Annotated in this window: 21 protein-coding genes and 1 pseudogene; 6 read left to right on the top strand and 16 right to left on the bottom strand. The window is 44.0% G+C overall.

The features are described from left to right. Window positions 1-108: 108 nt before the first annotated feature. Complete coding sequence (locus PN462_RS20970) at window positions 109-4,431, bottom strand: phytanoyl-CoA dioxygenase family protein (protein WP_272130840.1); 4,323 nt, start codon at window positions 4,429-4,431, stop codon at window positions 109-111. Window positions 4,432-4,838: 407 nt separating this feature from the next. Here PN462_RS20970 and PN462_RS20965 point away from each other — a divergent pair, with 407 nt between their 5' ends. The 3 genes from PN462_RS20965 to PN462_RS20955 are packed head-to-tail and all read left to right on the top strand — an operon-like array spanning window position 4,839 to window position 6,467. Further along, window positions 4,839-4,967 carry a hypothetical protein gene (locus PN462_RS20965; protein WP_272130792.1) on the top strand — a complete coding sequence of 43 codons (129 nt, stop codon included), beginning with the start codon at window positions 4,839-4,841 and terminating at the stop codon, window positions 4,965-4,967. Between the two features lie 26 nt (window positions 4,968-4,993). After that, entirely contained in the window at window positions 4,994-6,295 is a 1,302-nt protein-coding gene (locus tag PN462_RS20960; protein ID WP_272130791.1) for a hypothetical protein, read from the top strand. A gap of 43 nt (window positions 6,296-6,338) precedes the next feature. Continuing rightward, the gene (locus PN462_RS20955; protein WP_272130790.1) at window positions 6,339-6,467 is read left to right on the top strand and encodes a hypothetical protein; all 129 of its coding nucleotides are present in this window, start codon (window positions 6,339-6,341) and stop codon (window positions 6,465-6,467) included. A 232-nt stretch (window positions 6,468-6,699) separates the two neighbouring features. On the opposite strand, the gene PN462_RS20950 is transcribed toward PN462_RS20955, so the two are convergent. Continuing rightward, complete coding sequence (locus PN462_RS20950) at window positions 6,700-7,146, bottom strand: type II toxin-antitoxin system VapC family toxin (protein WP_272130789.1); 447 nt, start codon at window positions 7,144-7,146, stop codon at window positions 6,700-6,702. Beyond that, window positions 7,133-7,408: a hypothetical protein gene (locus PN462_RS20945; RefSeq protein WP_272130788.1), complete on the bottom strand. Its 276-nt coding sequence runs from the start codon at window positions 7,406-7,408 to the stop codon at window positions 7,133-7,135. Before PN462_RS20945 ends, PN462_RS20950 begins: the two co-directional genes overlap by 14 nt. 103 nt (window positions 7,409-7,511) lie before the next feature. Between PN462_RS20945 and PN462_RS20940 the strand changes: the two genes are divergently transcribed. Beyond that, a complete protein-coding gene (locus tag PN462_RS20940) occupies window positions 7,512-8,771 on the top strand; it encodes a sulfotransferase family protein (RefSeq protein WP_272130787.1) in 1,260 nt (419 codons plus the stop codon). An 86-nt stretch (window positions 8,772-8,857) separates the two neighbouring features. Here the strand turns inward: PN462_RS20940 and PN462_RS20935 are convergent, their stop codons facing one another. From PN462_RS20935 to PN462_RS20910, 8 genes and pseudogenes are all read right to left on the bottom strand, one after another. Next, window positions 8,858-9,103 (bottom strand): type II toxin-antitoxin system Phd/YefM family antitoxin, encoded by a 246-nt coding sequence (locus PN462_RS20935; RefSeq protein ID WP_272130786.1) that lies wholly within the window; start codon window positions 9,101-9,103, stop codon window positions 8,858-8,860. A gap of 315 nt (window positions 9,104-9,418) precedes the next feature. Further along, on the bottom strand, window positions 9,419-9,637 hold the full coding sequence (locus PN462_RS20930; protein ID WP_272130785.1) for a toxin-antitoxin system HicB family antitoxin: 219 nt from the start codon (window positions 9,635-9,637) through the stop codon (window positions 9,419-9,421). Between the two features lie 4 nt (window positions 9,638-9,641). Further along, window positions 9,642-10,087 (bottom strand): annotated as a pseudogene (locus tag PN462_RS20925) (putative toxin-antitoxin system toxin component, PIN family). A gap of 201 nt (window positions 10,088-10,288) precedes the next feature. Then, window positions 10,289-10,618, bottom strand: coding sequence for a XisI protein (locus PN462_RS20920; RefSeq protein WP_272130783.1), 330 nt, complete (start codon window positions 10,616-10,618; stop codon window positions 10,289-10,291). After that, the gene (locus PN462_RS23715; protein ID WP_443029247.1) at window positions 10,606-10,938 is read right to left on the bottom strand and encodes an element excision factor XisH family protein; all 333 of its coding nucleotides are present in this window, start codon (window positions 10,936-10,938) and stop codon (window positions 10,606-10,608) included. The genes PN462_RS20920 and PN462_RS23715 overlap by 13 nt, the downstream gene beginning before the upstream one ends. Window positions 10,939-10,965: 27 nt before the next feature. Next, the gene (locus PN462_RS20915) at window positions 10,966-12,189 is read right to left on the bottom strand and encodes an RNA-guided endonuclease InsQ/TnpB family protein (protein ID WP_272130782.1); all 1,224 of its coding nucleotides are present in this window, start codon (window positions 12,187-12,189) and stop codon (window positions 10,966-10,968) included. 86 nt (window positions 12,190-12,275) lie between these two features. Beyond that, complete coding sequence (locus PN462_RS23710) at window positions 12,276-12,359, bottom strand: element excision factor XisH family protein (RefSeq protein WP_443029246.1); 84 nt, start codon at window positions 12,357-12,359, stop codon at window positions 12,276-12,278. Window positions 12,360-12,414: 55 nt separating this feature from the next. Next, the gene (locus PN462_RS20910; protein WP_272130781.1) at window positions 12,415-15,291 is read right to left on the bottom strand and encodes an AMP-binding protein; all 2,877 of its coding nucleotides are present in this window, start codon (window positions 15,289-15,291) and stop codon (window positions 12,415-12,417) included. Between the two features lie 494 nt (window positions 15,292-15,785). On the opposite strand from PN462_RS20910, the gene PN462_RS20905 reads away from it, so the two are divergent. Both PN462_RS20905 and PN462_RS20900 read left to right on the top strand, forming a co-directional pair. Then, window positions 15,786-15,932: a hypothetical protein gene (locus tag PN462_RS20905; protein ID WP_272130780.1), complete on the top strand. Its 147-nt coding sequence runs from the start codon at window positions 15,786-15,788 to the stop codon at window positions 15,930-15,932. A gap of 25 nt (window positions 15,933-15,957) precedes the next feature. Continuing rightward, window positions 15,958-17,232: a sulfotransferase family protein gene (locus PN462_RS20900; RefSeq protein ID WP_272130779.1), complete on the top strand. Its 1,275-nt coding sequence runs from the start codon at window positions 15,958-15,960 to the stop codon at window positions 17,230-17,232. Window positions 17,233-17,324: 92 nt separating this feature from the next. On the opposite strand, the gene PN462_RS20895 is transcribed toward PN462_RS20900, so the two are convergent. The 5 genes from PN462_RS20895 to PN462_RS20875 all read right to left on the bottom strand — a co-directional run. Beyond that, window positions 17,325-18,686, bottom strand: coding sequence for an ABC transporter ATP-binding protein (locus tag PN462_RS20895; RefSeq protein ID WP_272130778.1), 1,362 nt, complete (start codon window positions 18,684-18,686; stop codon window positions 17,325-17,327). Between the two features lie 158 nt (window positions 18,687-18,844). Continuing rightward, window positions 18,845-19,018, bottom strand: coding sequence for a hypothetical protein (locus tag PN462_RS20890; protein ID WP_272130777.1), 174 nt, complete (start codon window positions 19,016-19,018; stop codon window positions 18,845-18,847). Further along, the gene (locus PN462_RS20885) at window positions 19,015-19,230 is read right to left on the bottom strand and encodes a hypothetical protein (RefSeq protein WP_272130776.1); all 216 of its coding nucleotides are present in this window, start codon (window positions 19,228-19,230) and stop codon (window positions 19,015-19,017) included. The genes PN462_RS20890 and PN462_RS20885 overlap by 4 nt, the downstream gene beginning before the upstream one ends. Before the next feature lie 62 nt (window positions 19,231-19,292). Continuing rightward, the gene (locus PN462_RS20880; protein ID WP_272130775.1) at window positions 19,293-19,940 is read right to left on the bottom strand and encodes a Uma2 family endonuclease; all 648 of its coding nucleotides are present in this window, start codon (window positions 19,938-19,940) and stop codon (window positions 19,293-19,295) included. A 53-nt stretch (window positions 19,941-19,993) separates the two neighbouring features. Next, the coding region (locus PN462_RS20875; protein ID WP_272130774.1) for a hypothetical protein at window positions 19,994-20,224 on the bottom strand (231 nt) is incomplete at its 5' end.

Raw genomic sequence — 20,224 nt, 5'->3', positions numbered from 1 at the left:
ATAAGGATTAACCGGATGTCATATAAGGCGGTATTGTAGGGGTTTATGCCATAAACCCTTCTGCCTCTACGCCACACCATAGTAGGGCTGGCCGATGCACTGCCCACCCTACCCCTGTTGCAACTCCAAGACGCGGCGGTAGTATTGGCTGGCGGCGGTGAGTTGGTTTTGTTGGGCTAAAAGGTCGCCTAAGCGTTCGTGAATGGGGCTGTGGTGGGGGTTGAGTTGTATGGCTTGTTCATAAGCGGTGATGGCTTCTGTGTCCCGTTTGACCTGTTCTAAGGTTTGCCCCAAGGCGAAATAGAGTTGCCAGTGGGGATGGCTTTCTAGGGCGGTTTGATAGGTGGTAATGGCTTCTTCTGGACGGTTTTGTCGGGTTAGGGTTTGACCGAGTTGTAGGCGGAGTTCGAGGTTGTCGGGTTGCAGGGTAAGGGCTTCTTGGTAGAGGTCGAGGTTGTCCGGTTGCTGGTTGATGCAGTGGCGATAGTAGTTGAATAGTCCTTCTTGGCCTTGGGTTTGTTGGAGATAGGTTTTGAGTTGGTTGAGTTCGTTTTGGGTTTGGTACAGTTGGTTTTGGAGTTGGTCAAACTGTTGTTTGGCTTGGGTTTGGAAGTGTTGCAGGGTTTGGCGGTATTGTTCTATGGCTTGGGGTTGGGTTGATTTTTCGGGGTGGAGGGGGTCGAGTTTTTCGGCGATGAGTTCGGGGGTGAGGCGATCGTAGGTGTAGGGTTCGGTTTTGATCAGGGTTACGCCGTCACCTTGGGGTTTTTCGCCCAAAATATAGCGGTTATAAAAGTCATCTTCGACGGCAAAGAGTTCGAGGGTTTCAGACTCGGCTAATTCTCGGTAGGCGAAGTGAGTTGGGGTATTTTGCGGGGCAATTAAACAAGTGAATGCGACTCGTTCTTGGTCTTGGGTGTTGGGGGATGCCCCATGAAAGAGCCGTTTGTCATAGAGGATAGCTTGTCCGGCTTTGAGGGGGATGGGGGTGAGATAGTGTTCTTGGATGAGGGAGGCAAGGGTTGAGTCATACGGAAAAGGTGAAAAGGGGTAAAAGGGGCGGGGTTTTGAGTTGAGGGGGTGGCTGCCTTTGACGACGGAGAGACAGCCGTTTTCCGGGGTTACGTCGATTAAAGGACACCAAATTCCATAGGATAGGGTTTCGGTTTCGTCGGTTAAGGAGGGGTCTTGGTGGAGTGGGGTGGCGTTGGTGGCGGAGTTGGGAGATTTGCGATACCAGGTGCAGAAGGCGGTTCGATAACCGGGGAGGAGGGGGGCAAGTTTGGGGTTGACGATGGAAGTGAGTTTTTGATTGACTTGCTGGCGGTAGGAGAGGTCAGAGGTGTTGATGGTTGTGCCGTTGGCAATGTCTTCTGGTCGGGGGTGGGTGGAGTCGAACTCCCGTAAGTCTTGCAGTTCGGTTTCACTCAAGAAGAGATCTATAACGACATAGCCATTTTCTTCCAGTTCTTTTTGCATTTGTGGGGTGAGGGTCGTCAAAGTTTCTGGTTGAGTAGCAGGAAGATTGAGTAAGCGATAACGCGCTAAGGCTTCTACACAAAATCCGGTTGTGAGAGCTTCTGAACCGAAAAAATCCTTGTCAAGCTGACCGCCATACATGGAAATTCTTGGCCAAGAACCATCAGCTTTTTGAGTGTTAAGCAAGAACTGAATCGCTTTATCTAGACTAGGAACGATATGGTTAAAATTGAGGAACGTGCAGATGGCTAAAGCGGTTAACAGTTCATTTCCAAAAGAACCATCAGCTTTTTGTAAACTGGAGACTTTGGCGATAACAGGAGTTTTGACTGTGCCTAGTGCGGTTACTCCGTTACAGTATGCCCTAGAAAGCATATAGTAAAAACTTAGTTTGTGATTGTAAAATGCACTGCGTTCTTCCTCCTTCCCTGACAAGACAGTATCAATCACATATTTTAAGGATTGTTCAGTTTGTGTACTTTCTCCCAGATATAACAAAACATTAGTGTTAACTACACAACAAATATCATCTTTGTCTGTTAGCTGCCAAAGCTGCTCTGAATGAGAAAGAGCTTTTCCAAGAGTTATGTAGTTGAGGGTTATGCTTGGGATGGAACGAGGTAAAATCCAAGTGTAGAATAATCCTTCTTTATTTTGATTTCCCAGTATGATTGGATGATTTTTTGGGACAGGCAAGTTATTCAGCTTGAGTACATGAGAAATACAACAAATATCATCTAAGTCTGGCGGGATTTCTGTATGTCTGTCATTTTTAGAAGACCAGTATCGCCATAGTCCCCCTGGTTCCATTGCTTGAACTAAGAACTTTAATCCTTTCTCAACGACTGGTTTTACTTTACTGTGGGTATCATCCGCAGCTAAAAAACTTAAAGAATAGAGGACTAAAGCGGTAACAAAAGGAGAACTATCTGGCTGAGATAGAGAATCATTACCATAGGTGGGAAACTCCCCATCTTCTAGTTGGTTGTTTCTCAAAAATTCAATCGCCTGAACTAGACTCCGTTCTAAATCCTTGGCAGGCTGTGATAAGAAGGTTTTGGGTTGAGATGGATTTTCAGTGATATCAACAGTCTTGGGAGATTGAGAACCATTCATTTTGGCTAAATTCAGTTTTATTTGGCGGATAGAGACCAGTACCCTCTGCTGAATGGCAGGGTAAAATAAGGCGATATGCACCCCAAGTAGAATTAGAAAAATGGGTTGATGTAGTGATAGCAGAATTAATAAACTCAGAGGCAACCACACCTCATAAAAATCATGCAGAATGATATTTTTACCTTGATAAGATTCCTGAGAAGGAGATGGATTAAACTCATCCTGCATAATGAAAAGCAGCATCAAACAGTAAGTAGCACAAGGGACTAGAAATAAAAGCGCAGATTGAGCGATAACTAGAACCAGTGCGGTTGATAAAATTGCCTCTAGTGGAAAGACAATGGAATTAATCCAAAATCGCAGCGTTCCCGCTCCAAACTTGGTGGCGAGGGTTTGAATACCCGATTTCAAATCGTTATCTCGATCCCACATTTGATGCAGTAAAATCCCGCGAATGCCTACTGCAAATGCCCAAGATGTGGCGATAATTGCCAATAAGTTATTACTGGGTGAGGACGGAACCGCTAAGTTAGCAAAAACCGTCGCTACCAGCAACGTTGGCACAGCGTGAACCGTAGCAGCATCAGCAACTGCACCGAAAACAAATCGTTCTTTGAGTCGCAGAGGTGGGGCAGGATAAACGGTTAATAAGAGATAAATAGCCGCCAGCAAAATGCCGGAATTTGCCTTAAACCCAATCCACCACCAAGGCACTAAACCGAGAGCCGCTAAACCCAGCGTTAATACCGTCTGTTGTCCCCTGGAAAGGGATGCCATTCGATTCGGTTTCCCTGCTTTTTTATCGACATCAATATCAAAAATGTCATTGACCACATGACCGTAAGCGGCAACAAAGAACATGGAGACGGTTAGCGCGAGGAGGGTGGTGAATGACGGGTGAGGGGCAATACCTTGGGTTAGAATTTCAGCATAGGCAATGGCGAGTAATGGAGGGATTTTGTAGAACCACCAGTCTTGACCGCGAAGTAGGTTGAAAAGCGATTCACTGTTTTTCTGAGTTGCAGGATTTTCATTACTCATAAACTTCACCAGTTGCTCTGGTGTAATTAGCTTGGGGGAACAATCTATAATGCCGCGATCGCGCATCTTCTCTGAATTCGTTAGAGTTTCTGCATTTTCAGAACCTCTGATATAAGTATCATAGAATGTATCCTCTACTTCAAAGACTCTTACTTGGTTAGGGTTCTGATAACTTTGATGATAGAGGAGAACAGGACTGTCTTTCGGGACTAGGATGCAAGCGATCGACAATCTCTCACCGTTACTTCTATTGGCAAAAGAGCCATGAAAAAGATTGCTGCTGTATAGCAAGACTTGTCCCGCTTTCATGGGAACACTGGTGAGATAGTGTTGCTTCATCAAAGAGCGAACAGCCTCACCATAGACAAAGCAATTAAATGCTCTAGGCTGAAAATTCAGTGCATGGCTTTTTTCGATGACATAGAAACAACCCTTTTGTTCATCAACATCGGTCAGTGGAATCCAAAGATTAACCGCTTGATATTTTTCTTCATCAGTAAACGATCTATCTTGATGTAGATCGACATCGTTTGATTCATTAGGATATTTGTTAATAAACGTGCAAAGTGCTATTTTATGGTTTGGAAATACCTCAGTTAGTTTTCTTTCTAGGTTTTCCCTGATTTGCTGTGATATATTTTGACGATATGATAGTTCTGAGCTAGAAACAGTCGCAGATATAGCAGATGACCTAATATCATCGGGGAGTGCATTATTTCCGTATAGTTCCAAGAGATTTTGAACTTCTTTTTTGCTCAAGAAATCGATAACGCTATATCCTTGTTCTTTAAGCATTACTCTTTCTGCCTCAAGTGAATCAAGTTGTCGAGACTCTGCATGATTTAGGCGATCGCTTAATCTTGAAGCTAAAGTTTTAATATTGGGTTCTTTGGTCATTGATAAGTGATTTCTAGGGACTTCATGTATTTTAAATGAATCGACAATATTACTCCATCTCATCCCGCCCCAAAGTTCCCAGGCCATAGAAAGGGCGCTCTGAGTCAATATGGAGCTTCTATTCTGCTCGTCCCAGCAGGCGCAGAAAGTATAAGAAGCAAGCTCTTTGTCTAGTCAAGTGATGCGAGAGAGACGGAATTACCTCACAATTTGTTGCTTTGGAGTATTGATTTCGGACTCCAGATAATTTTTCTGTATAGACAAATACAAAATAGATGCGTTTACCCTGCGTAAACATAGAATGCGTGAACACAGAAGAAGAGATACTTGCTTATACTGGAATGAAGGAAGTGGAGTTAGCCTTAAACTTCAACCAAGGCTTTTCTCTACAACTTGACGTACTCTTTCACATTATGCGATTATCTCTGCTGTAAAGCTCATAAAAAAACACACAGCATAGATGCAAAGTATTATATCTCATCGGTTTCCACGCTACGAAGCCTTACAGTGTGAGGTTGGCGAAATCAAAGATGAAGCTGACTTAATCATAACCACCGCAATTTTAGGATTTGTCGCGGATCAGCTCAAGCGAGGGGAAAGAGTTCAGATAGACTGGGAAGTGACTGAAAAAAATCGGTTTGATAAAGAAAAGCAAATTGATAAAGAAAAGCAAGAATACTTCCAAGCAATAGCAAGGTTAAATACAATCCTTGGTGAGCTAGGCTATGTCAGTGTCGGTAGGACACCTGATTCTGAAGCTCACGGCATCATTATCGGCTTGCCATCATGGCTATCTGAATTGGAGAGAAACCAGGCTCGAACCTATGTCGTACAGCGTGAGACTGGAGCTAGGTCATACAATATACCTGGAGTCGGTGTTTCATTGTGCGAATTGGTTGCTACATCCTCTGAGAAGTACTTCGGCGAAGGTATTAACCAGCGCGGTGCTTATACTGGGATGTTAATGTCCACAGATCGATCAGAAGTTGATTCCCAAATAGTTGAACCTACTCATCGAGTGTACGTCGGCAAAGAACCATGGAAACCAACCGGAGATTGCCCAGGGTGGGGGACTATGGGTTTCCAGCTTGAGGATGGTAATAATCAGAATCTGCCTGATGATCCGAAAGACAAATTTGGACCAGTACCAGAGTCATATAATTGGAGGTCTGACAAGTACAGAATCGGATATCTTCACGGAATGGTAATTGCAATTGGTCATGCACAAGTACGCAACAATAAATTAGGTGAAACTAAGAGGTTTGTACCCGTTGAAGTGATTGCAGGTACTAAAACGACAAAAGTAGCCTCATGCTTTGCCTGTGCAACATACATGATAGCTTCAGGGTTCCCTCCAACATCAATGCACTTGGGTCGCTCAGAATCGTGGGTACCACCTGCGGCGGGTTACTTAAAAACGGCAGAGATGAGCCACCGTATCCTTAGTCGAGAAAGCAGAGAGCGATACCGCCAGAATCCGCGTGCCCTTGTAGAAGATAAAGTAATACAACCCCAGGCTGAATTTGTAAGAGTATGGCGTGAAAATATATGTGAGTATATAAAGCTGGGATGCCAAATATTAAATTCAAATACCTCCGATATAAACTCAACTATGAAAACGCCATTAAATAGGTTAAATGGAGTTCTCACGATGTCTCCTACTCCCTATGATCTGCAAGATAAAGTGTCAGATATGTATTTAGACGCACTTACGGTACATGAAAAAGATTGGAAGCGGATTAAAAACGTCTTCGGAATATAAAACTATTGCCTATTGCCTGAAAAGCATAGTTACAGCTAGGCTAATGCCCACCCAGTCCCACGCCCAAGCCGTCCTCAACCACTACCTAAAAGCCTTAGCCTTTAGCCCCCAACCCGCGAAAATCCAAGAACGGATCGCAGGACGACCCTGGATGCTCTGGGATATTTCTTAGAGGCCGTTTAAAAACTTTTGTAAACCTTCTCTCTAGTCGAGTGATAGTATCAGCTTTAGATTGTTGTTCTAAAAATCAAGAAGAAAGCAACACTAATTGCTGGAACCCTTGTAATAAAAGGGGTACAACGGCTTTTACATTTCTTTTTAAACGGCCTCTTAGAAAGCTTACAATCAGCATGAAACCCGCATTCTCTCGTTGATAATCAAAAACTGTCCGGAGTGTTGACTCTTTAAAACCTATCAAATAAATTTTGAAAAGGCTTTGTATTTTTCCATCGATAGGTATTAAAATCGCGATCGTCCACTGACAGAATTCGACCATCTCCTAATTCTTCGGCCAAAATCACCAGGGAAGCATCTGCTAAATCCATCGGTAAATCTTGATACTTCTCCATCAAGAAATTAATTCGTTTGAGATGAATCTCTCGCAAGTCAAAGAATTGAAACCTTTGAGGATGATTTTGAAAAATACCGATTAACCTAAGTTGTTTTTGAACCCCTCGATCAGTATTTACGGAACGCTTTAAAAGTAAGTGAGACGTTTCTGTGAGAACACACCCGGTTGTGATTAAAGGTTCATAATTATAATATTTAGTTAGAGTCTCTTGTGCGCCTTGGTGGTAGCGGTCTTTATCATTTAATAAAGCAACCCAAAACCCAGTATCAACAATTATCATATTTAGAATCTAATTCTTCTTGAAGAACAGATTTGTAATTCGTAGAAAGATTTGGCTCGGCGCTGATACAGCCGATTAATTCAGATTCTTTGAGAATATCTAGGGTACTCGGTTGATTATTGGGAGTGTGATTTGAGTGAATTGTTCGCTCTTCTGGTGCTGAATAGCGATTTTTCAATAAATCAATAAAATCCAAGAGTAAAGATTGTGCTTCTTCGGGCAATTCATTGATGTCTTTCTGAATTTGTTCGATAGGGATCATGATTCTTTCCTTGATATCAGTAAAGTCAGCATACCCACACTACGTTGATTTTACTTCTATGCTAATACCATAGCGCGATCGCCACCAGACAGCCAAATTGCCAATGCCCACCCAGTCTCACGCCCAAGTCGTCCTCAACCACTACCAAAAAGCCTTAGCTTTTAGTCCCCAACCCGCGAAAATCCAAGAACGGATCGCGGGACTCCACTGGATGCTCTGGGATATCCCCCAGGCGATGGAACATTACCTCCAAGCTCACGCGCTCAATCCCCAGGCACAAGGTTATCATTGGCGTTTGTACTTCGGTCTTCAACGCCTTGCGGGTCTCGAATCCCCTAGACTCCTCGAATTTTGCGATCGCATCATCGAGATTGTCGAGCCAAACCCCCATCACCATCCCAATTGGGGGTTTACCGCCTTACTGCTCTCCACCGCCTATCGTTACTTAGAAAAGGGCGATATTGCCCGAAATCTCCTCCATCAGGCTTACCGTGCCATCCTAGAGCCAAATTATCCCGAATTGATTGCCCAGGCTTGGACAGCGCAACGAAAACGCCCGCCCAACTTTCTCATCATTGGCGTTTGGAAATGCGGCACAACTTCCCTGTATCACTACCTGAGTCAACATCCCCAAATCCTGCCAGCCGTTGCCAAAGAACTGCACTATTTCACAGGTGAAACCCATTGGCAACAAGGGGAAATTCCCACCGATTATCTCGATTATTTCCCACCCATCGAACATCCCACTTATCAAACCGGAGAAGCCACCCCCGGCTACATCATTCAACCCCACCTCGCCAAATCTCTGCGCCACTGGTTTCCAGACCTAAAAATCATTATCCTGCTGCGAAACCCCGTCAAACGCACCATCTCAGATTTTTATATGCGCCAAAGCACCAGCGACCCCACGTTTGCCCAAACCCTTGACGGCGTAACCCACATTGACTTAGCCAAAGTCGATGCCATTGCTGACCAACTTTATACCGACCTAAAAACAGGGACTAGCTGGCTGCAATGCTTACTCAAACAACAGACAATTATTCAAACTGACATCAATTTAAACTTAGCTCGTAACCTTGCCTTTAGCCAGTATATCCGCTATCTTCCCCAGTGGTTCGAGCATTTCCCCAGAGAACAAATCCTCGTCCTTCCCAGCGAAGACCTATTTCAGAATCCCCCCGCCACCCTGCAACAGATTTACACCTTTTTAGGTCTGGAACATCACCCTTTACCGGAATATCGTAATCTTAATCCGCGAAACTATAACGCCATTAGCCCAGAGTTACATCAACAGCTTACGGAATATTTCCGCCCCTATAATGAACAACTTGAAGATTATCTCGGACGTAAATTCAATTGGTAGGGTGCGTTAGGCGCTGCTTTATCTTTCATCGAGTCGGCGATCGTTTGTAATTAACCAGAGAAAGATATGAGTATCTAAGAGAATTTTCATGAATTTTCAAACAAGTTAATCATTTCTTCGGGAAGAGGATCATTAAAATCATCAGGGACAACAAATTCTCCCTCACATAACCCAATAGGACGGGGTTCTTTTTGGGGTAGGCAGGTTGAGATTGGGTTAATTTCGGCGATCGGGCGATCGGCCTGAGTGATGATTAAGCGATTACCCTCTTGAATTAATTTGATAAATCCTGATAAATTTTGTTGAATGTCATCTATGGTTAGGTTAATCATGGCTTGTTTAGGTTTAATTAGCGTCGATAGTTTCTTCTATAACAAAACAATCAGTTCAGGATTCATCCGCGAGTAATTCCTGTAGAATTTCTTCAGTTAATCCTCTTTATTGAGCATTTTTGCTAAGGCAGTTAAAAGCGGTTTACATATCTTTTTTCTAAATATTTATTAGTTTATGAATTTCCTGTTTTAGCTTGATTTTTTTCTCTTTAGGAAGTTGTTGAAATAAAATTAATATCTGGTCAAACGTTAAAGGGATTTGATAGGTGTTGGATATCATTGCCATGAGAACAATCTCTTCAAAAACTGGAATTGCTACTGATTCAAAGCATCCAACCGATCCAAAATATCTAAACCCTGCGCCACATCACCCTGCATTACCAAGGTTTGAAAGCGTGTCTGAGTATCAAACTCAGCCAGTGCCAGCGTCGAGAGTTCTTCCATCAGTTTATTAACACTAATACCACGAGATTGAGCTAGTGCTTTCAGACGAGAATGTTTTTCATCGGGTAAACGAATTGTTAAAGTTGCCATGTACTTACTCCATAATTAATGCTTCAGGGGAAAGAATAGAAAGCTGGGGAAAGATAAGTTCAGCCCTCTGGAAATCTTTTACATTCTGGGTGACAATTGCCTCTGCATTGCCTGCGATAGCCTCCGGCTGTGCGAAGCAATCGCCAACTCAATCAAATGATTATCCGCTTCATCCCGCAAGTTTGGCCGCCATAAGTAATAAATCTGAACCCATTGACTCACGGACATCAACGCTGCCAGCAATGCTTCAACATCTACTCTTGGTAGCGGACAACGTGCCATGACTTCTGACCTCGCCAGAATGGACTCATACTCCAAAAACAAAGCCGTTCCCATCAGGGGTTGATACTTGCCTTGTAAGCAGGCACGAAGCACGGCGCGACTGACTCCATCGGGACTAATCAAGGCACTGACAAAAACATTAGTGTCAATCACAAGTTTGCTAGACATGAGCCAATGATAGCAGATACACCATCATTAGAGAGGGGACATGGCGATCGCACTCCCTCAATTTCTTGATTCTTCTTCACATTTGTCCCACCCATGACCTTTTTCCCCCTCGTCAGCCTCCAAAGTCTGATAGCGATTCTCCCCCTGAGACGCTCCGCGATCGCATTCTGGTTAAAATAGCTTGGATTCAAAGCAATAAGCTCAACTTGCAGCAAAATCAGTAAACTTCCGTTTATATGGAGCTTTAAAAGCCAAAACGATATCCTGTTTAGGAACGCCAGCTTCGACTAATTCATTGGCCACTCCGATTTCCGTCCCATCCCGTTCAATCCAAATTTTACCCTCTTTAATTTCCACATAAATCAAACAACCAAACACTCGCGTTAACTCTTGCCAACCCATATTCATCACCTGATAGCGATCGCGCTCCGTATCGAATAACAATTTAACTTCGGTTTGGCGATTAGAGCAATTTTTAGCGTGACGTTCTAGAATGTTTTGGACAATTTCTGGATAATTTAGTCTCTCCATGTAACCACCTCCTCTTGCGCTGGATTAAAAATCAATAACTTGAGTTGATATTCGCTAATCATTCTTTGAATAAACTGGCGACTAAAAAACTCATTGTAAACATCTACTGGAATCGCTAAATATAAAACTCGATCCGGTTCAGTCAATCTCAAGGCTGAACGGTAGTTGAGACATTGACCCAGAGCCAAGTGAAATTCAGTGACATCTGAGGGGCCTAAAAAAGACTTGATCTCTACAGCTATTTTTCGACCTGTTTTTTCAGCCGCTAAGATTTTCTCTGCTGTTAGGTCTATGTAAAAATCAATATCCTCAACTTGAATAAATAGATTTTCTTGACGCTCCTCCGCCTAAAGGCAGGAGGATTCTTCATTCAACGAGTCTTCGTTAGCCAGCAGGATTGCTCCAACCAACCAAGAGGAAGTCTCTCCTGAAGCGTGAGTTAGGGTGCGCCCCACCCTACTTAAGGCAATTTTCAGAATGTTTAACGCTGCGTTGATATCCCTATCTTCAACAAACCGACAATCAGGGCATACATGAGTTCTAGTTGATAGGGTTTTCTGTACTTTTTTGCCACAGTTAGAGCAATTCTGGGAGGTATTATGGGGAGGAACAGCAATCGTTATCTTCCCATATTTATCCCCGAAATATTCTAACCAGCGACGGAAGGTAGACCATCCTGCATCAGTTATCGACTTGGCTAGGTGACGATTTCTAACCATGCCTTTCACATTTAAGTCTTCATAGGCTACTAAGTCGTTAGACTTGATTAAACGGAGTGCTACTCTCTTAGCAAACTCTTCTCGTTGCCTACTTACTCTCAAATGCTTACGAGCATATCGCTGTCTAGCCTTGTGATAATTATGAGATTGAGGTTGTCCTCTTCTAAACTTTTTAGACTTTTTGCGATTAAGCCTGTTTAGTTGTTTTTCGGATTGACGATAAAACTGAGGAATAGGCTCTATATTACCTTGGCTATCAGCCAAAAAATACTTCAAGCCTACATCAATTCCCACGGCTTTTTGAGTGGGAGTTAAAGGCTTCACCGTATCTCTAGGGTCTAATTGAATAGAGAACTGGACATAGTAGCCATCAGCCCTTCTTAGAATTCTCACTCGTTTGATTTGTTCAGGCTGGTAATACTGAATATCCCTGGAGCCAATCAACTTTAAACGACCTATTCTTTTCTTATCGGTAAAGGTGATATGCTTCTTCGTTTGTTGGTCTAGTTTCCAACCACTAACCTTATATTCAACTGAGCGAGTATTCTTCTTAAATCTGGGATATCCTTTCTTTCCTTTAACCTGCTTTTGGCAATTATCGTAAAAACGATTGATAGCCCTTAAAGTCCGTTCAACCGCAGTCTGGCAAGCATGGGAGTTTAAATCCTTGACAAATTCAAACTCTTTTCTTAATTGTGTATTGTGTCTAAAGAGTTCGGTTTTACCTACACCACGATTGTCCATCCAAAACCGAAGCACTTTATTTCGGACAAACTGAGTTGTCCTGATGGCTTCTTCGATGGCTAAGATTTGTTGTGGCTTAGGCTTAACTTTGTACTCTAAGATAAACATTTGACACTACCCATGTTGGTATAAAATTATAACCGATTCACAAACCATAGCAGGCAAAGTCGCCCTAAAAGGGCGAGGCTTGTACCCTAATTTCCTTGGTCAGTAATTGTCCATTTATCTTTTTCGAGGGCTGTTTTAACGGTATGGTGAAATATATCTTTAGCGGGCATACTCGAATCTAGTCTATTTTACCATTACTCATACCATAAGGCGATCGCGCTCTAGTTAAAATGGCTGGGATTCAATTACCTCCAGACAAGCATTCAGCTTCTGAGCATACACTTCAACATGGGGCAGATTGTGGTATGTGCCATGTCGTCCGGGAACCTTGACCATCTCAACGCCGCCTTCAACCCAATCGTTCCAGCCTTTTGGTCGCAAGGGGTCGAAATTATGCTCGCGCCCGTCCAAATCATTATCCATCTTAGAAAAGAAAACAACGCGCCCGGAGTACATTTGCGGCACTTGATGAATCCAAACCTGATGATTTGCTTCCATCACCTTTAAAATTGTCTCCACCTTCTGTGGACTTAACCCATACCCCGAAAATATCTCCCGTTTTTTCTGTTTGCCCACCGTTAGCCAGCGCTGCCAGTGACGTTCTCGCTGCTGCTGGGTCAAACAAGGATTTGGACTATCGAACATCACCACCAGCGACACTGACTCTCCTTGGCGCTGTAGCTGCTGTGCTATTTCCAGGGCAACATTGCCCCCAATACACATCCCTGCCAACAAATACGAACCATGAGGCTGCACCGTTTGGATCTCGCGGATGTAGTGTGCGGCCATATCTTCGATGCGAGTGAACGGTGCTTGTTGACCGTCAAAACCCATCGCCCTTAGCCCATACAAGGGGCGATCGCGATCGCGATGTTGCGTGAACAACGGACAGAAGACATCACCGCCAATGTGATGCACCAGAAACAACGGCGTTTTTGTCCCCTGGGGATGAATGGGAACTAGGGAACGAGGAGAAGAAAAATCCCAGCGCGTTTGATGAATCAACTGGGTGAAGGCTTCTAGGGTTGGTGCTTCAGTAAAAGCACTCGGTTCTAGGGCAATGCCTAACTGTTCTAACTCAGCAATAACTGTCATCGCCTTGAGGGAATCGCCACCCAACTCAAAAAAGTTATCCGTCTCCCGAACCCTGGCCACCCCCAACACCTGCCGCCAAAGCTCCATCACCTGCACCAGCCACGGATTCCCCTCAACCGCCCCTATATCCACCGCCACCGACTCATCTTGTCCCATTTCCCACCGCGCCAACTCCGCCAAACGCCCCTCTAAAAACCCCTGACGACAAGCCCGACGCTGAATCTTACCGCTCGAAGTCTTAAAAATACTGCCCCGCTTCAACAACACCACCGCTTGAACAGGTAACTCGAACTGTTCCGCCACGGTCGATCGCACCGCCGCCAAAATCGCCTTGGTATCCAGATTCCGAACCGCTTTCGCCTCGCACTCCCACACCACCACCACGCGCTCCTCACCGTCGGTTTCCACCGCAAACGCCGCCCCCGCATCAGGACGCAACCTTGGATGACACTGCTCCACCGCCCACTCAATATCCTGGGGGTAACAATTCTCACCCCGAACGATAATCAAATCCTTTAGCCGCCCGGTCACGAACAACTCGCCCGCCCGTAAAACCCCCAAATCCCCCGTCCGTAAAAACCCTCCTTCTCCCTTATCCGCTAACACCGCCTCAAACGTCGCTGCCGTCTCCTCCTGACGCTGCCAATAGCCCCGCGCCACCCCTGCACTGGCCACCCAAATTTCCCCCACCTCATTCACCCCACAGCGTCGCCCCGTCTCCGGGTTAACAATTTCCACTCGCGTCCCCGGTAACACCTGCCCACAACTGACCCAACGCCGTCCCGCAGACAACTCCGGCAATTCATCGCACACCGGATGCTCTCCCTTGCGGCTGGTCGTCACCAACAACGTCGCCTCTGCCAACCCATAGGCAGGTGCAAACGCCGCTCGTTGAAAGCCACAGCCTGCAAACGCCGCACAAAACTCATCGATGACATTCGGATTAATCGGTTCTGCTGCATTTCCCGCCGCTTGCCAACCACTGAGGTCGAGGTTAGTGCAGTCCTCTGGGGCAATGCGCCGCACACAATAGGCGTAGGCAAAATTCGGTGCTTGGCTGTGGGTGGCTCTATAGCGGGAAATCGCTGCCAGCCAGCGTAACGGTCGCTTAATAAATGCCGTCGGCGACATCAAATAACAGGGTGTACCGTTATACAGGGGTAACAGCATCCCCTCCACTAAGCCGTAATCGTGGAAATAGGGCATCCAGGTAACGGTGATGCTGTGGGAGTCGTAGCCCCCTGCTTTTTGCAATGCTGCTAAATGCCCCATCAGGTTGTCATGGTCGAGCATCACGCCTTTGGGGGTGGAGGTTGACCCGGATGTATATTGCAAATAAGCGAGGGTATCGCCGCGTAATATTGGAGTTTGCCACCGATGTGCCAAATTGTTGGGGATGTCACCAGTCGCAATCCAAGGTAGGGCAGCAAGATGAGAACTTGACTCGGTTAAACTTCCTGCTGTGAGAAGATAATGTAAAAACAAACAAGGACTGCCATTGAGCTTACGCACTTGGCTTTGGGCGACAAATTGCCATCCGTCCTTGGGTTGCAATACCCGCGTCGCGGTCAAAACTAATTTGGCTCCAGCATCAGCAGCAATGGCTTCCAACCTCGGTAACACCCGTTTCAACCGCGTGGTTTCCGGTGCGGGGGCTGGAACCGCGACCACACCCGCATAGAGACACCCCAACAGGGCGACAATGGCTTCAATACTTTGGGGATAGACGAGTAAAACGCGATCGCCCACCGTACAATGGGCTTGGAGAAAAGCGGCGATCGCTCTTGCCCTAGTATCGAGTTCCCCCAAGGTGAGATTTTCCCCCGGATACTGACCGTCTTTGAGAAAGGTGTAGGCGAGGGTGTCTGGAGATTGACAGGCGCGATTTTCGTTCTGAGACGCTACGCGATCGCGTACCATTTCTACCAGAGAAGTATGGCGATTCTCCGCCGGAGACGCTACGCGATCAACGCTGGCGCTGTTGTCCTCTAACTGAACTCGTTTCAAATCAACTCCATCAATTCCCACTTCTACCCCAGGTATTGTTATCTCTTTGCGAGAGAAGACCCTCATCTCCGGTGAAGGGATGAATCGAGCTTAACAGATTTAACTTAACGCTGTAGAATAGCTATATCTGGAAGAAGACTAAAAGGCTCACCAGATATCTGTACCTTGAAAAACGAATACATGGGTTGTTGCCAGAAATCTGTGGCAGCGTAAAAGTATTCCAGAACCAAGAACGTATTTTTAAAGATACAAGCTGGCTGTGGGCAGCAGTCAGGATAAAATGCTTACAGCTAACTTTGGTTAGGTCCGAAGAATCTCTCGCCTAGGCGCGAAGAGAGTATGTCAACAATCGAATTCTTAAAAGTGTTCCACAATGATTTCGCAATGAATACCTGTGACTTGGGCCCAGGATGACCATTATCTGCCGCCAGATCAACTTGTAGGGTGGGCAATGCCCACCGCATCATATATTATAGCAATGCCCACCCTACTGGATGAGGACGATCGCACCTCAAGAACGTTTAGAGTTACAGGATTTGCGCCTCCAAGCCGATCGCCTGATGTTACGCAAAGCCTACGCTTGGGATATTTTAGGCACAAGGGGCTATCCCATGCCTGAACTAGAAGCGATCGCACCCTAATTTCCCATTTTTGTCCCAACCCACCATGAATCTTTCCACTCCAACCCCAACAAATATCGAACAACAGACCCAAACCCTCATCAACCATTATCAAAAAGCCACTCTCATCAAACCCAACTCGGCAAAAGTTTATCAAGATATAGGCAATCTTTACCGAAGTTTACGCGAATTTGAACCAGCCACCATTTATTACCTGAAAGCCATTGAACTCAAACCCGACCTATTTTCAGTCTATTATCCCCTGAATTTCCTACTACAATTCATATCGTGGTCGAGCGAACAGAACAAAAATCAGATTCTCACCCAAGGTATTCATCTCCTTAAACAGAATATCATCCACCAACCCAATTTTCCCTTTGCTCATGTGGTGTTAGGCCGACTCTACGCCCAACAAGGAGAGATTGAAAAAGCCAAAGACTGCTATCAAAAAGCTAGTTTTAAACAAATTAACCGTTCCTATCCTCACCTCATCCAACATTGGAATTCCTCAACCCAACGCCAGCCCGACTTTCTGGTAATTGGCTTATTCAAGTGTGGCACAACCTCTTTTTATAGCTATCTTATCCAACATCCACAAATTTTACCCGCCGTCACCAAAGAAATTCGTTACTTTTCCAGCGATTTTATCAACGACTTAGAGTATTATCTTTCCCATTTTCCAGCAATATCTAAGAATAACTATCTCACCGGGGAAGCCACCCCAAATTATTTTACATTTCCCAACGTCGCCCAACAGATAAAAGATTGGTTTCCCAACATTAAACTTATCCTCTTACTCAGAAAACCTATCAAACGGGCAATTTCTGGCTTTTACTGGGGGAATCAATTTAGTTATCGATACTTGAATAAATCCCTTAACAGCATTCATCACTTAGACCTCAACCTAGTACAAGAGAGAATTACTGAAATCAAAGAAATACGGAAACTATCGTTCCATCAGCCGTGGCTTAGTCTTTTAGCAGAACAAAGCAAACAAAACTCAAATATTAACCATGAAATCGCCTTTCATATTGCCTCTAGTCTCTATATCGACTATCTCCCCGAATGGTTTAAAGTTTTCCCAAAAGAGCAACTCTTAATCCTCAAAAGCGAAGATTTATTTACTGACCCGGAAAAAACCATGAAACAAGCCTATCATTTCCTTGGTCTTCCTGACCATCCCCTGACCGAGTATCGTAACGCCAACCGTAACCCTTATCCCCCCATTTCTCCCAGTTTATACCAACAACTGGCTGACTTTTTCCGACCGTATAATCAAGCATTAGAAGACTATTTAGGCAGAGCGTTTAATTGGGAGTAGGGTGGCCATTGCCTACCCTACAAAATTCTGAACTCAGCTAAACTTATTTATGTTGCGAAATCAACAACCAGAGTCCTAATATTCATCAAATCTTAATCCTCAGAAACATTGACCACTTGAACCTGACAATCCCCCGCTAAATTACAAATCCCCCAATGAGATTCCTCCGTAATGCCATAAGGTATCCTCACCGAAAAAACACCCACACGAGAATAAGCATCTCGGATGGAAATATGACGATTGATTTCCACTGAAGGAAGTTCATCAATGGCTTTATAAATATCCTCATCTATCACCCCCAAAAACACCCCTAAAACATAATCCCCTGCACCAATACTTAACTTCACTTGACGACAAAAACGCAGCAAACTTCCCCCTTCCACACAAGTAGGTACTTTAGCCTGATGTTGATAAGAAGATTTAGAATGAACCAACACATTAAACTTATTGGTAATGCTCATTGAAACTAACGGTACAGCAAGAGTTTCCTTCACCAAAAACTCACAACAAAACCAAATCTTTTCTCCTTGCTCAAAAGTCGTGGAAAGTTGACCCGCTTCATCACACATTCCATAGCGTAATAACTGAGCAGAATTAAATGTAGAACATTCAAAAGCTATTAAGTTGTCATCAGTCGGCCAGAAAAAATCTTGAGTAGAATTTGCACCCTTTGGTTCAACAGGTTTCCTTTGAGTGGGGAAAGGAGAAGTCAAAGAGAGAGGACTGGTTCTTAACTGATGATACTTGACTAAACCTTGTTTGGGGTCGCCGAGAAAAATTTGCTGACCGCGATGTAATAACAGTATCTCATCACAAAACTGCCTAACTGTGGCTAAGTTATGAGTCACTAAAATAATAGTAACTTTCTTTTTAATTAATTCTTCCAAACGCGCATAACATTTTTGATGAAAGAAAATATCTCCGACTGCTAAAACCTCATCGAGAATAAGAACATCACAATCTAAAAAAGTAAATAACGAAAAAGCTAATCTGGCTTTCATTCCCGATGAATAAAGTTTTACCGGACGGTCAAAAAAATCACCCAATTCAGAAAAATCAATAATTTCAGGTAAACGAGTTTGAATATAGTCTGGGGGAAACCCTAAAAGTTTGGAGCGAGCAATGGCATTTTCTCGTCCCGTCAAAGCGAAATTAAAATCAGTCCCTAATTCTAGTAAGGATAAAACCTTACCATTGAGTTGATACGTCCCTTCAGTGGGGGTTAGAATTCCCGTAATTATTTTTAATAAGGTACTTTTTCCCGCCCCATTTTGACCGATAATGCCAAAAAAATGACCGCGCTTTACTTTAAAGAAAATATTCCGAAATGACCAAAACGGTTGATGGTAGCAAGTTTTATTAAAGTTTAACCACTCCCTAGCTCGATCCCAAGGATTTTGGTAGATTTTAAAACATTTTCCCAGATTTTCAACTTGTAAGACGCAATCGTTCATTTTATTAAAACCAATCAAAAGTTCTTTATTTTTTCTATTTCATAGAGAGCTTAATAAACCTCATCATGAGTTCCGATAGATTCTAAAAGAATTGCTTCGGCATTTTCATATTCAACAAACTGGAAAATAATTCGCAGATCGTATTCAACTCGACAAGCCTATGATTCTTTCATATCCCCTTTCAATTTATGGGTTCGTAATTGCGGATGAAATGGGTCTACGCGCAATAATTCTAAAGTTTTTTCAATCTTTTCTGCAACTTGGGGATACTTTTTGACATTTTTTCGAGCTTCTCTAATAAAAGCACTGGAACGCAATAAAGTAAATGTCATAAAAGAATTTCTTCCATAAGTTGTTGAGGGGTAGCGGGGTAACATTTACCTTCTGCAAACTCGTTTTGAGCTTCTTGAATATCTCTCACTCGTTCGGCTCTGCGACGATCTCGAAGACGATTTTGTAATATTTGAATTAAGTTTTCTTGCTCTTCAATAGACAAGCGATCGGCAGAGTCCACAATTTCTGCAAAGTTTTGTTGTGTCGTCATTTTTTCCTTTTTAATTAAGAATCTCATTAGCTTCATTATATACTATGATATGCGATCGCATTTTAAGATTTTTTGGTAACTCCAGTTATGGATTCGTGCCCCCATACCCGACGCAAATTCAAGACAAAGCCTGGCAAGACTTCTTCTCCAGATAACTCAGTTGGATTTGACAATCTTTCTACCTCTAAACCGACTCGATAAATTTCCACAGTTCGATTTTGGGGATCGATTAACCAACCCAATCTCGCACCATTGTCTATATACTCTTGCATTTTCTCTTGCAGTGATTTCAGAGTATCGGAAGCAGAACGCAATTCTACCACAAAATCTGGGCAAATATTGGCAAACTTTCCCTGTTGTTCTTCACTGAGAGCATCCCAACGTTCTTGACTAATCCACCCCGCATCGGGAGAACGAATCGCACCATTGGGTAAAGTGAATCCCGTCGAACACTCAAATGCTTCACCAATTGCGCCATTTTCTTCATACCAGCGATGTAATTGTCCGATGATGCTAAAGTTACGTTTTCCAGTTTGCCAACCTGTAGGTGGATTCACAATTAACTCTCCTCGTGCGGTTCTTTCCAGTTGTAATTCTCGATTACTAGCGGCTAGGACGGCAAACTGTTCTTGGGTGACATAGAGATGAAGGGTTCTTGGTAACTCGAGTAATAGGGTTTCGGTTTCCGGTTTAGCTGGTGTTTGTATCATTGAGATCGCTCCTATCCTAGAGATTGGCTAGTTCAATTATAAGCATTCAGCCGTCAGCGTTCAGCGTTCAGCTTTTGAATAAAAGCGGTAAGCATTTGTTTAATCTCAGTCACGTCTAAACACATAAAGTAAGTGGTCACTGAGAGCTTCCGTCGAAGTGTAGCTGATGGCTGACGGCTTATAGCTGAATGCTTACGTTCAATTTTAGCCGATCGCCTGCCCCAAAGTTTATTTTTTTCACGCTCCCTAATACTTAATTTTTTCATGCTATCAGAGAACATCTT

Source organism: Spirulina sp. CS-785/01, assembly GCF_028330525.1.
Taxonomy (GTDB): domain Bacteria; phylum Cyanobacteriota; class Cyanobacteriia; order Cyanobacteriales; family Spirulinaceae; genus JAQMSD01.
This window is presented reverse-complemented; position numbering and strand designations above follow the sequence as displayed.